This is a genomic window from Microbacterium sp. PA5, from assembly GCF_049860775.1.
Classification (GTDB): Bacteria; Actinomycetota; Actinomycetes; order Actinomycetales; family Microbacteriaceae; genus Microbacterium.
In genome coordinates, this window is the sequence record NZ_CP187567.1 from 1907410 (window position 1) to 1919437 (window position 12028).

The following is a 12028-nucleotide window of genomic DNA, read 5'->3' on the forward strand; positions in this document are numbered from 1 at the left end:
GCCGGTAGGGTGAGGGTTCGCCCTCTCCCCCAGCCGGAAAGCTCTCCCGTGACCTCGACGCCGCAGCGCACGACGACGACGGTGTCGGCCCTCACCCTCGCCGGGTTCGTCGTCGGCTCCATGGTCGGCGCTGGCGTGTTCTCGCTGCCGGGGCGCTTCGCCGCCGAGACCGGCGTCACCGGAGCGCTCATCGCCTGGGGCATCGCGGGCGGCGGGATGCTGATGCTGGCCCTCGTCTTCCAGCACCTCGCCCTGCGACGACCCGACCTCGACGCGGGCGTGTACTCCTACGCGCGCGCCGGCTTCGGCCGCTATGCCGGCTTCTTCTCCGCGTTCGGGTACTGGGCGAGCGCGTGCGCGGGGAACGTCTTCTACTGGGTCTTCATCATGTCGACCCTCGGCGCCGTCTTCCCCGCCCTGGGCGCGGGCGACACGGTGCTCGCCGTGGGCGTCTCGTCCGCCGGCCTCTGGCTGTTCTACGCGCTCGTGCGCAGCGGCGCGCGGGAGGCCGCCGCGATCAACCGGATCGTGAGCGTCGCCAAGGTGCTCCCGATCGTCGTCTTCGTTTTCCTGTGCCTGTTCGCCTTCGATCCGCAGGTCTTCGCCGGAAACCTCACCGGCGGCGCCGGCGCCCCGGTCCTCTACGAGCAGGTGCGCGCCACTCTCCTCGTCACCGTCTTCGCCTTCATCGGAGTGGAAGGCGCCAGCGCCTACTCCCGTCACGCGCGGCGGCGGTCCGACGTCGGCCGGGCCACGGTCTTCGGCTTCCTGTCGGTGCTCGCGATCTTCCTCTCGGTGACGATCGTCTCGTACGGCATCCTCCCCCGCGAGGAGATCGCCGCCCTGCGCCAGCCCTCGATGGCGGGGGTCCTGGAGGCCGTCGTCGGCGGATGGGGCGCGGTGTTCATCGGCGCCGCGCTGGTCGTCGCCGTCCTCGGGGCGTACCTGTCGTGGACGCTGATGGCCGCGGAGGTGCTGCTCGTGGCCGCGCGCTCCGGCGACCTGCCGCAGGTGTTCGCCCGCACGAACGCGAAGGACGTGCCGGTCGGCGCGCTCACGCTGTCGACCGTGCTGGTGCAGGTGCTGCTGATCGTGGTGCTGTTCGCCGCCGACGCCTTCGACGTCGCACTGAACCTCACGAGCGCGCTCGCCCTCATCCCCTACTTCCTCACCGCGGGGTTCGCGCTGAAGCTCGCGCTGGCCGACCCCGAGCGGCGGTCGCGCGCGCGCCGTGCCGGCACCCTCGTCGTCGCGGTGCTGGCGACCGCCTACACCGGCTTCCTCCTGTACGCCGCCGGCGCGGAGTACACGCTGCTGTCGCTGCTGATCATCGTGCCGGCCACGGTGCTGTATGCGGCCGCGCGGCGTTCGCGAGGGGAACGGGTCTTCTCCCCCGCCGAGTGGGTGCTGTTCGCCGTCGCGGCGGCCGGGGCGATCGCTGCCGCGACGCTCATCGCGACCGGCGTGCTCGTGATCTGACCGGCGTGCTCGTGAGCTGAGCAGCGATCGAGAGCGATGCCGACGGCGTGCTCACGGTGCGGGCGCCCGATCAGTACGCCGCGCAGCTCTCGTCCGCGGGCACGACGGTCACCTCGACGCCGGTCGCGCCGGTGAGGCCGTCTCGACCGAGCGCGCGGTAGGCGAGGCGGACGGCGTCGGCCCGCCCGGGGCGGGCGGGGTCGATCAGGGCGTAGCCGACCTCGACGTGGCGCTCGGTGCCGGCCGGTATCGCGTGCTCCGGGGCCGCCGTGTCGAACCCGCGGGCCGTGCCGGTGAGGGTGCCGACCAGGGGACGCGTCCGCCAGCCGACGACCTCCAGGTTGTCGCCCTCGACGAGCTCCACACCGACGAGCTCCGCGTCGACCGTCGCGGTGACGAACGTCGTGCCGATCGTGACGCGCGGATCGCCCGCGGTGACGGGCGTGCAGATGCCGTCGCCCGCCTGCTGCGCCGACACGGGCCGCAGCGCCGCGCACCCCGACGCCGCACAGCCGAGGACGGCGAGCGCGGTGAGGACGGCGGGAACCCGGAGTCGACGGCGCATGTGCCGACCCTAGCGAATCCGATGGCGGCGAAGCCGCTCATCCCTGAAGGGCCGCGTCCGCCTCGCTGCTGTCCGGCACCGGCAGCGGGAACAGCTGGTCGAGCAGCTGCCGGGTCCATGCGATGAGGTCGGCATCGGCGAGCGGCTCACCGCCCGCGCTCGGCAGCGGCACGATCATCGCCTCGCCGCCGGAGAGGATCTTCGCCTTCGGGTGGAGGCGTTGCAGCCGCACGCGCAGCGAGTCCGGCAGGCGCGCGGGGGCGACGCGGAGGTTCGGCCCCATGGCGACGACGTCGGTCAGGCCCGACTGGGCGGCGCGGCGGCGCAGACGGGCGACCTCGAACAGTCCGTCCACCTCGGGCGGCGTCGCCCCGTAGCGGTCGCGGAGCTCGTCGGCGACCAGGTCGATCGCGTCGGCGGCCGCGGTGACCGATGCCGCCGCCGACAGCTTCTGATACGCCTCGAGCCGCAGCCGCTCGCTGTCGATGTAGGACTCGGGGATGCGCGCGTCGACCGGCAGCTCCAGCCGCAGCTCGGCCGGTCCCTCGGTCTCCTCGCCCCGGAAGGTCGCCACCGCCTCGCCGATCATCCGCAGGTAGAGGTCGAAGCCGACGCCCGCGATGTGACCGGCCTGCTCGGCCCCGAGAAGGTTGCCCGCTCCCCGCAGCTCCAGGTCCTTCAGTGCCACCTGCATGCCCGAGCCCAGGTCGTTGTTGACGGCGATCGTCTCGAGGCGGTCGGCGGCCGTCTCGCTGAGCGGCTTCATCTCGTCGTAGAGGAAGTAGGCGTACGCGCGCTCGCGTCCGCGCCCCACCCGGCCGCGGAGCTGGTGGAGCTGACTGAGCCCGTACTTGTCGGCGCGGTCGATGATGATCGTGTTGGCGTTGGAGATGTCGAGACCGGTCTCGATGATCGTCGTCGAGACGAGGACGTCCGCGCGGCGCTCCCAGAAGTCGTCGACGACCTGCTCGAGCGCGTGCTCCCCCATCTGCCCGTGCGCGACCGCGATGCGGGCCTCGGGGACGAGCTCGGCCAGATGCGCCGCCACGCGCTGGATGGACTGCACGCGGTTGTGGACGTAGAAGACCTGGCCCTCGCGCAGCAGCTCGCGGCGGATCGCCGCGGCCACCTGCTTGTCGCCGCGCGGTCCCACGTAGGTGAGGATCGGATGGCGATCCTCGGGCGGGGTCTGCAGCGTGGACATCTCGCGGATCCCCGTGACCGCCATCTCGAGCGTGCGCGGGATGGGCGTCGCACTCATCGCGAGGATGTCCACGTTCGTCTTGAGCTTCTTCAGCTGGTCCTTGTGCTCGACCCCGAAGCGCTGCTCCTCGTCGATGATCATGAGCCCGAGATCCTTGAAGATCACCTTCTCGGTGAGGATGCGGTGGGTGCCGATGACCATGTCCACCGTGCCGTCGGCGAGCCCCGCGATCGTCTCGCGCGCCTGCTTGTCGGTCTGGAAGCGCGACAGCGGACGCACCTTGACGGGGAAGCCGGCGAAGCGCTCGGTGAACGTCTCGAGGTGCTGCTTGACGAGCAGGGTGGTCGGCACGAGCATGGCGACCTGCTTGCCGTCCTGGATCGCCTTGAACGCGGCCCGCACCGCGACCTCGGTCTTGCCGAACCCGACGTCGCCGCTGAGCAGGCGATCCATCGGGATCGGCCGCTCCATGTCGGCTTTGATCTCATCGATGGTCTGCAGCTGGTCGAGGGTCTCGGCGAAGGGGAACGCCTCCTCCAGCTCGCGCTGCCACGGCGTGTCGGGTCCGAACGCGTAGCCCTTCGCCGCCATGCGCGCCGAATAGAGCTTGACGAGCTCCACCGCGATGTCGCGCACCGCCTTGCGCGCCTTGCCCTTGGCGGCCGCCCAGTCGCTGCCGCCCATCTTGGAGAGCGTGGGGGCTTCGCCGCCGACGTACCGCGACAGCTGGTCGAGCTGATCGGTCGGCACGAAGAGCTTGTCGCCGGGGAAGCCGCGCTTGGACGGCGCGTACTCGAGCACGAGGTACTCCCGCTGGGTCTTCACGGCGTTGCGCCCGCCGGTGGAGACCTCGCGCTGCACCAGCTCGACGAAGCGCCCGATGCCGTGCGTGGTGTGCACGACCACGTCGCCGGGCTTGAGCTGGAGGGGGTCCACGACATTGCGCCGGCGGGACGCGAGCTTCTTGACCACGCGCGAGTCGGCGCCGATCGTGCGGCCGTAGAACTCGCTCTCGGTCAGCACGGCCAGTCGCGCGCCGGCGTCCTGGAACCCGGCCTCGAGCGTCGCCACGACCGCGGTCGCCATGCCCGCCGGGGGCGCGTCGGCGAGGTCCTGGGCCGTGCGCGCCGGCACGCCGCGCTCGGCCAGCACGTCACGGGCCCGGTCGACGAGTCCCGTGCCGCCCGAGGCGATCACCACGCGCCAGCCGTCGGCCACGAGCTGGGCGACATGACCGGTCGCCCCCTCGACGTTGCCGTGGAACGAGGGCACCGGCGCGGCGGTCACCCGCACGGCGCCGGAGGACTCGACGAGGCCCTCCGCCTCGGCATCCGCATCGCCCGAGTCGAACCCGCTCAGAGTCCACCACACGCCCCCGCGCTCGCGGGCGGCCTCGCGCAGGGCAGGGAGGGTGAGGAAGTCGCCCGCACCGAGGTCCACGGGCGTGTCGGCGCCCGCCGTGGCCGCGCTCCACGCGGCTTCGAGGAACTCCTGGTTCGTCTCGCCGAGCGTGATGGCGCGCGTGACGGAGCGCTCCGGATCGAGGAGGGCCGCGGCCGTTCCCCGCGGAAGGTAGTCCATGAGCGGGACCACGGCGTCGGCGACGACCGGGAGCAGGGACTCCATGCCCTCGGTGGGGATCCCCTCGCTCATCTTCTCGAGCATCCCGCGAAGGCCCGGGAAGCGGTCGCGCAGCGCCGCGGCGCGCTCGCGCACGCCCGCGGTCAGCAGCAGCTCACGGCTGGGGATGAGGGTGACCGATGCGACATCGCCCGGGAGCGAGCGCTGGTCGGCCACCGAGAACGCGCGGATCTGCTCCACCTCGTCGCCGAAGAACTCGACCCGCAGCGGGTGATCGGCCACCGGGGGGAAGACGTCGAGGATGCCGCCGCGGACCGCGAACTCGCCTCGGCGCGACACCATGTCGACGCGCTGATACGCGAGCTCGACGAGGCGCCGCACGACGTCGTCCCGCTCGTGCCCGCGCTCGCCCGCGACCAGCTCGATCGCGCCGGCATCGGTGAGTCCCGAGGCGATCGGCTGCAGGGCCGCACGGACGGAGGCCACGACGATCAGGGGCGCCGACCCGTCCCACGCGTGGGCCCGGCGGAGCACCTCCAGCCGCCGTCCCACCGTCTCGGGACTCGGGCTCAGCCTTTCGTGCGGCAGGGTCTCCCACGCCGGGAAGTGCAGCACCGTCGCGTCGGGGAGCAGGCACTCCAGCGCGGCGCCCACGCTCTCGGCGCGGCGCCCGGTCGGGGCCATCACGAGCATCGCGGGAGGCGAGCCCGCCTCCGCCGCGGTCGCACGGGCCGAGACCAGGGCGGCGAGCAGCGGCGCGTCGAGACCGGTGACGAGGGAGAAGTCGGTGTCGGTGCGGCTCCCGCGGAGCACCTCGGCGAACGGCTCCGACTGCACGAGGGCGCGCACGATCCCGGCGACTGTCATCCCTCCAGTCTAGGGCGGACCCCCGACACGCCGACCGGTCGGGCGCACGACACCCGGCATCCGCTCCGCGTTCACTCGCGCGTCACGCGGCCTGCCTAACGTGGCGTCCTCCCGCACCCGCGGGGCAGGATCGAGAGGCGCGGACCATGGGCGGTGTGACGACGCACCGGCGGACGACGATGGAGACCGCCACCGGCGTCCGCGTGGTCCTCGAGCCGGCCGCCGAGGCCATCGCCTTCCTGGGGGCCGATCTGCCGCTGCAGCGGATCGCGGTGACCGAGGTCACCCTCCGTCCCGGGGAGCTGCTCGTCGAGGTCGAGCTCGCCACGGTGTGCGAGCGGGATCTGCGCACGGCCCTGGGCGAGCGGCCCGCCTCCGCCGCGCAGGTGCTCGGGCACGAGCAGGTGGGTCGCATCGTCGCGTGCGGGCCCGGATCGCCCGCGACCACCGTCGACGGCGTGCCGCTCAGCCTCGGCGACCGCATCGTCTGGGCGGCGACCGTCGACTGCGGCGCGTGCGAGATGTGCCGGGACGGCATCCCCGAGGCATGCCTCGACCAGCGCCGCTACGGCCATGAGCGCGTGCGCCGCGGCTGGGAGCTGTCGGGCGGGCTCGCGACCCACGTGCACCTGGTCGCGGGCACGGCGGTCGTGCGGGCGCGCGACTGGATCCCGGCCGAGGTGTTCGCCCCCGCCGCGTGTGCGACCGCCATCGCCGCAGCGGCTCTCGACGCCGCCGAGCAGGTGCGACCCCTCTCCGGCGAGACGGTGCTCGTGTCGGGTTGCGACGCGGTCGGGCTGACCGCGGTCGCGATGGCCGCGGCGCGCGGCGCGCGCGTCCTGGCGGTCGACCCCGATCCGCATCGCCGCACCCCGGCGCCCGCGTTCGGGGCGGAGTCGACCCATCGGCCGGGACGCGCCCCGGCGGGCTACCGGGTCGCGCTGGAGTTCGGGGGCTCGCCCGAGGCGGTGACCGACGCCGTCGCGGGCGCCGGTCCCGGGGCGGTGCTCGTCCTCGCCGAGAGCGCGGAGGGGGCATCCGGCGCGGTGCCGGCCGCGACGCTGGTGGAGCGCGGGCTCACGGTCCGGGGCGTGCGCGGATACCGTCCGGAGCACCTGCTCGATGCCGTCCGGTTCCTCGAGCGCGCCGACCACGGCCTGTTCTCGGGGCTGATCGGACGCACGGTGCCGTTCTCCGACGCGGTCGCGGCGCTGACCTCGCCGGTCGCGCGCGGCGCCCTCATCGCCGTGCGCCCCTGAGCCGCCGGGGAGGCTGAGCGCCCGGCCCCGGACGGCACCCCCGACCCGGCCGCGGCGCGATCAGGCGCGCGGGGCGTGCCAGCGCTGCTGTGCGGCGAGCAGACCCTCGTCCACCAGCAGCTCGACGGCGTCGGCGGCGTCGCCGATGAGGCTCGGCAGGGCGGCGCGCTCGGTCGACGAGAACGGATCGAGCACCCAGTCCGCCGGATCCTGACGCCCGGGCGGACGGCCGATCCCCACGCGCACGCGGGGGAAGTCCGCCGTCCCCAGCGCCTTCGCGACGTCGCGCACCCCGTTGTGGCCGCCGTGGCCGCCGCCGACCTTGAGCTTGACCGTGTCGAAGGGGATGTCGAGCTCGTCGTGGACGATGACCACCCGCTCGGGGGGCACGTCGTAGAAGCGGGCCAGCGACGAGACCGGGCCGCCCGACACGTTCATGAAGGAGTTCGGCGTCGCCAGGACGAGCCTCGGTCCCCCGGGACGCAGCCACGACTCGGCAGCGCGCGCATTGGCCTTGTGCGCCCGCAGCGTCTCCGAGCGACGCGCCGCGAGCTCGGCGACGACCATCTGCCCGACGTTGTGCCGGGTCGCCTCGTATCGGGGGCCGGGGTTGCCCAGTCCGACGACCAGCCAGCTCTCTGCCATGGGGGTCCCTTCCGACGACGACGCCCGCCGCCACCAGTATCGGCGGCGACGGGCGTCGTGGGGTACGGTCACTCGGCCTCTTCGGCCGCCTCCGCCTGCTCCTCGGCGACGGCCTCGTCGGCCGCCTCGATCTCGTCGGCCTCGGCGATCGTCGCCGCCGGCACCGCGATGGCGACCACGAGGGTCTCGGGGTCGGTGACGAGGGTCGCGCCCTTGGGCAGCGTCAGGTCGGCCGCGGTGATGTGCGTGCCGTCCTCGAGACCCTCGACGTCGACGACGACGTGCTCGGGGATGTGGGTGGCCTCGACCTCGAGCGACACGGTCGCGTTGTCGAGGTTGACGATGGTGCCCGGGAAGGGCTCGCCCTCGACGAGCACGGGGATGTCGACCTGGACCTTCTCGCCCTTCTTCACGACGAGGAGGTCGATGTGCTCGATGATCTGGTGCACCGGGTCCTTCTGGACGTCCTTGACCAGCGTGAGCTGCTCCTTGCCGTCGAGCTGGAGCTCGAGGACGACGTTGGCGCGGCGCACGAGCAGCGCGACCTGGTGGCCGGGCAGCGCGACGTGCACCGGGGTGCTGCCGTGGCCGTAGATGACGGCGGGGATCTTGCCGGCGGCGCGGAGGCGGCGGGCGAAGCCCTTGCCGAAGTTCTCGCGGGTCTCGGCGATGACCTTGGTGTCGGTCTCAGTCGACATGGTGATTCTCCTTGCGGGCCGCATCTCTGTGCGCGGGCCCTGGTCTGGGGTCTGGTGGATTCGACTCGAACGCCCGCGCGTGAGGAAAGCCACAGGACAGCCGCCAGGCAGAATCTCTGAGCCGATTCACCGCGTCGATCACGGATGCCGGAGCATCCCTCGCCGAAGTACGTCCCGAGTCTACCAGCGCCCCCGCTACGATGGTGACGCGCCCGCACCGACCTGCGCCGACCGAGGAGGACCCATGGACTACGGCTGGATGTCGCACGCTCTCCTGTGGCTGATCGGCCTGATGTCGGTCGGCGCCACCCTCGGCGCCCTCGGCGCCCTGTGGTCGCTCGGGCGCGCGGGCTACCGCAAGGACTGAGCGTCCCGCACCGCCGCGATCCGGCGGACCACCGACTCGAGGTCGGCGTCGTTGGCCACCCGCGCCCCCGCTTCGTCGGTCGCGAGCGGCTCGAGGGTCGCGAGCTGGGAGTCCAGCAGCGTCGCCGGCATGAAGTGGTCCCGCCGCGACACGCGTTGGCGCAGCTGGGTCTGCGGCACGACGAGCTCGACGAACCAGGCGTCCGCCGTCGTGGCGCGGATGCGGTCGCGGTACGCGCGCCGCAGCGCCGAGCAGGCGACGACCACCGGCGCCTCTCGCGACAGCACGAGGGCGACCGCGTCGAGCCACGGCGCCCGGTCCTCGTCGTCCAGCGGCTTTCCCGAGGCCATCTTCGCGACGTTGCTGCGCGGATGGAGATCGTCGCCGTCGACGAACCGCGCGCCCAGCCTCGCCGCCAGAGCGGCCCCGACCAGCGACTTGCCCGAGCCGCTCGGCCCCATGACCACGATCCTGCTCACACCCGCTCCTCCATGGCCGCGGTCCGCACCCGCGGCCCCGCCCGGACTCGCGCCGGGGAACCGTCGGTTCAGACACTACGCGCGACGACGTGCCCGACGCGTCACGCGGCGACGCCACACGCCGGGGCGGACTACGCTGGGAGGTGATTCCCTCCCCCGTTTCTCCGAGGAGTTCTCTGTGTCAGAAGCCGTCGCGGTCCCGCCTGCAGCCAACATCGGAGTCGTGGGGCTCGCCGTCATGGGGTCCAACCTCGCCCGCAACCTCGCATCCCGCGAGGGCAACACCGTGGCCGTCTTCAACCGCAGCAGGTCCAAGACCGACGAGCTGATCGCGGAGCACCCCGAGGCCGAGTTCGTCCCGGCCTTCTCGTACGAGGAGTTCGCCGCGTCGCTGCAGAAGCCGCGGACGGCGATCATCATGGTCAAGGCCGGCGGCCCGACCGATGCGGTCATCGCGTCGCTCATGGACGTCTTCGAGCCGGGCGACATCATCATCGACGGCGGGAACTCCCTGTTCACCGACACGATCCGTCGCGAGCGGACGGTGCGCGAGCGCGGTTTCAACTTCGTCGGCATGGGCGTCTCCGGCGGCGAGGAGGGCGCGCTGAACGGCCCCTCGCTCATGCCGGGCGGACCGGACGAGGCGTGGGTCACGCTCGGCCCGATCCTCACGTCGATCGCCGCGGTGGCCGAGGGCGAGCCCTGCGTCACCCACGTCGGCCACGACGGCGCGGGGCACTTCGTCAAGATGGTGCACAACGGCATCGAGTACGCCGACATGCAGCTGATCGCCGAGGCGTACGACCTGATCCGCCGCGGCACCGGCAAGTCGCCCGCCGAGATCGCCGACATCTTCGCCGAGTGGAACCGCGGCGAGCTCGAGTCCTACCTGATCGAGATCACCGCCGAAGTGCTGCGCCAGACCGACGCCGCCACCGGCCGCCCGCTGGTGGACGTGATCGTCGACGAGGCCGGGGCCAAGGGCACCGGCGCCTGGACCGTGCAGACCGCCCTCGACCTGGGCGTGCCGGTCTCCGGCATCGCCGAGGCGACGTTCGCCCGCTCGCTGTCGAGCCACCGCGAGCAGCGCGATGTGGCCGGAGGGCTTCCCGGCCCTTCCTCCGAGGACTTCACCGTGGCCGATGCGGACGCGTTCGTCGAGCAGGTCCGCCTCGCCCTGTACGCGTCGAAGATCGTCGCCTACTCGCAGGGCTTCGACGAGATCCGCGCCGGCGCCGCCCAGTACGGCTGGAACATCGACCTCGGTGCGATCAGCAAGATCTGGCGCGGCGGCTGCATCATCCGCGCGCAGTTCCTGAACCGCATCGCCGACGCCTACGACGCGGCGCCGGAGCTCCCGGTCCTGCTGACGGCCCCGTACTTCGTGGAGGCTCTGGGGCGCGCGCAGGACGCGTGGCGCGAGATCGTCCAGGTCGCCGCCGGCGCGGGGATCCCGGCCCCCGCCTTCTCGTCGTCCCTCGCCTACTACGACGGGCTGCGGGCCGAGCGCCTCCCCGCCGCACTGATCCAGGGTCAGCGCGACTTCTTCGGAGCCCACACCTACCGCCGCACCGACAAGGCCGGAACCTTCCACACCCTGTGGTCGGGCGACCGGACCGAGGTCGAGGCCGAGGACACCCACTGACCGCGGTCGTGGCGGCGCCGGCCGAGGAGTCCACTGCGCTGCGCGTGCATCGCGCGGCGGCGCGCGTCGTGCTCGCCATCCTCTCCGGGCTGTACCTGTGGGCGGTGGCGTGGATGACGCTGCGGGCCCGTCCCTACGGCTCCGACATCGCGGCCGCCCTGGACCGGCTGCTCGCCTGGTTCGCCCAGCGCGAGTCGACGGCCTGGATCACGTTCGACCGCGTCGAGTTCGGCGCCAACGTGGCGATGTTCGTGCCCCTCGGCATCTTCGCGGTGCTGTGGTTCGGGGTGCGCGGCTGGTGGACCGCTCCCGTGCTGGGGCTGCTGGCCAGCGGCGCGATCGAGTTCGCTCAGGCGCTGTTCCTCGATGCGCGCGTCGCCGATGTCCGCGACCTGGTCGCGAACACCCTCGGCGCCGTGATCGGGATGCTGCTCATGCTCCTCCTCGCGTTCCTGCTCTCGCCCTCCCGGCCCCGGAGGTGAGGACGTCGCCGCACGTCAGCGGGTGATGTCGCGGATCGTCCCCTTGTCCAGTCGCAGTCGGCGCCCCGCGCGGCGCGCCACCGCGGAGTCGTGGGTGACGACGACGAGCGTCAGCCCCTCCGCGTTGAGCTGCTCGAGCACCGCGAGGATGTCGTCGCGCATCGACTCGTCGAGATTGCCCGTCGGCTCGTCGGCGAGCAGCACCCGTGGTCGCTTGGCGATGGCGCGGGCGATGGCCACGCGCTGCTGCTGACCGCCGGAGAGCTCCCCCGGTCGATGGTCGGCGCGCTCGGCGAGCCCGACGCGCTCCAGAGCGTCGGCCACCAGTGCCGCCCGCTCGGAGCGGTCGAGCCCGAGCGGCTCGAGGCCCATGTCGACGTTCTCCGCTGCCGTGAGGGTGGGGATGAGGTTGAACGCCTGGAAGACGAAGCCGATCTCCCGGGCCCTCACGTGCTCGAGGTCGGTCGCCGAGGCCGTGGCGAGGTCGGTCTCGCCGATCATCACGTGTCCGGCGCTCGGGGTGTCGAGTGCCCCGAGCAGCTGCAGCAGCGTCGACTTCCCGCCGCCGGTCGGCCCCTGGATCGTGACGAACTCGCCGGACGCGATCTCGAGATCCACTCCCGTGAGGGCCTGCACCACGCGACCCTTCTGCGCGTAGGTCTTCACCACGCCGGCCAGCCGGTAGGCTGCCGCCTCCGGCGTGGCGGCGGGGTCGGCGGGGCTCTGGTCGATGAGGGTCATGTCGTCGTCTCCTGGA

The 12028-nt window shown here is 72.7% G+C and carries 11 protein-coding genes; 5 read left to right on the forward strand and 6 right to left on the reverse strand.

Annotated elements, in window-relative coordinates; genetic code table 11:
* Positions 1–48: 48 nt before the first annotated feature.
* Complete coding sequence (locus tag ACPWUT_RS08985; RefSeq protein ID WP_284527632.1) at positions 49–1479, forward strand: basic amino acid/polyamine antiporter; 1431 nt, start codon at positions 49–51, stop codon at positions 1477–1479.
* A 70-nt stretch (positions 1480–1549) separates the two neighbouring features.
* Here ACPWUT_RS08985 and ACPWUT_RS08990 read toward each other — a convergent pair whose 3' ends face one another.
* Positions 1550–2044, reverse strand: a complete 495-nt coding sequence (locus ACPWUT_RS08990) for a hypothetical protein (RefSeq protein WP_425836667.1) — start codon at positions 2042–2044, stop codon at positions 1550–1552.
* Between the two features lie 37 nt (positions 2045–2081).
* Positions 2082–5696, reverse strand: a complete 3615-nt coding sequence (gene mfd / locus ACPWUT_RS08995) for a transcription-repair coupling factor (RefSeq protein ID WP_425836670.1) — start codon at positions 5694–5696, stop codon at positions 2082–2084.
* A gap of 146 nt (positions 5697–5842) precedes the next feature.
* Between mfd and ACPWUT_RS09000 the strand changes: the two genes are divergently transcribed.
* Positions 5843–6955, forward strand: a complete 1113-nt coding sequence (locus ACPWUT_RS09000; RefSeq protein ID WP_284527635.1) for an alcohol dehydrogenase catalytic domain-containing protein — start codon at positions 5843–5845, stop codon at positions 6953–6955.
* 60 nt (positions 6956–7015) lie between these two features.
* Here ACPWUT_RS09000 and pth read toward each other — a convergent pair whose 3' ends face one another.
* Together pth and ACPWUT_RS09010 are read right to left on the reverse strand one after the other, a co-directional pair.
* A complete protein-coding gene (pth, locus tag ACPWUT_RS09005) occupies positions 7016–7600 on the reverse strand; it encodes an aminoacyl-tRNA hydrolase (protein WP_284527636.1) in 585 nt (194 codons plus the stop codon).
* A 68-nt stretch (positions 7601–7668) separates the two neighbouring features.
* Positions 7669–8298, reverse strand: a complete 630-nt coding sequence (locus tag ACPWUT_RS09010) for a 50S ribosomal protein L25/general stress protein Ctc (protein WP_284527637.1) — start codon at positions 8296–8298, stop codon at positions 7669–7671.
* A 244-nt stretch (positions 8299–8542) separates the two neighbouring features.
* Between ACPWUT_RS09010 and ACPWUT_RS09015 the strand changes: the two genes are divergently transcribed.
* On the forward strand, positions 8543–8665 hold the full coding sequence (locus ACPWUT_RS09015) for a hypothetical protein (protein ID WP_284527638.1): 123 nt from the start codon (positions 8543–8545) through the stop codon (positions 8663–8665).
* On the opposite strand, the gene ACPWUT_RS09020 is transcribed toward ACPWUT_RS09015, so the two are convergent.
* Positions 8650–9126, reverse strand: coding sequence for a gluconokinase (locus ACPWUT_RS09020; RefSeq protein WP_425842242.1), 477 nt, complete (start codon positions 9124–9126; stop codon positions 8650–8652). The two genes, ACPWUT_RS09015 and ACPWUT_RS09020, sit on opposite strands and share 16 nt — an antisense overlap.
* Positions 9127–9322: 196 nt before the next feature.
* Here ACPWUT_RS09020 and gndA point away from each other — a divergent pair, with 196 nt between their 5' ends.
* Complete coding sequence (gene gndA / locus ACPWUT_RS09025; RefSeq protein WP_425836675.1) at positions 9323–10789, forward strand: NADP-dependent phosphogluconate dehydrogenase; 1467 nt, start codon at positions 9323–9325, stop codon at positions 10787–10789.
* Between the two features lie 8 nt (positions 10790–10797).
* Positions 10798–11271 carry a VanZ family protein gene (locus ACPWUT_RS09030; RefSeq protein ID WP_284527640.1) on the forward strand — a complete coding sequence of 158 codons (474 nt, stop codon included), beginning with the start codon at positions 10798–10800 and terminating at the stop codon, positions 11269–11271.
* Positions 11272–11286: 15 nt separating this feature from the next.
* Here ACPWUT_RS09030 and ACPWUT_RS09035 read toward each other — a convergent pair whose 3' ends face one another.
* Entirely contained in the window at positions 11287–12012 is a 726-nt protein-coding gene (locus ACPWUT_RS09035; protein ID WP_284527641.1) for an ABC transporter ATP-binding protein, read from the reverse strand.
* Positions 12013–12028 lie beyond the last annotated feature (16 nt).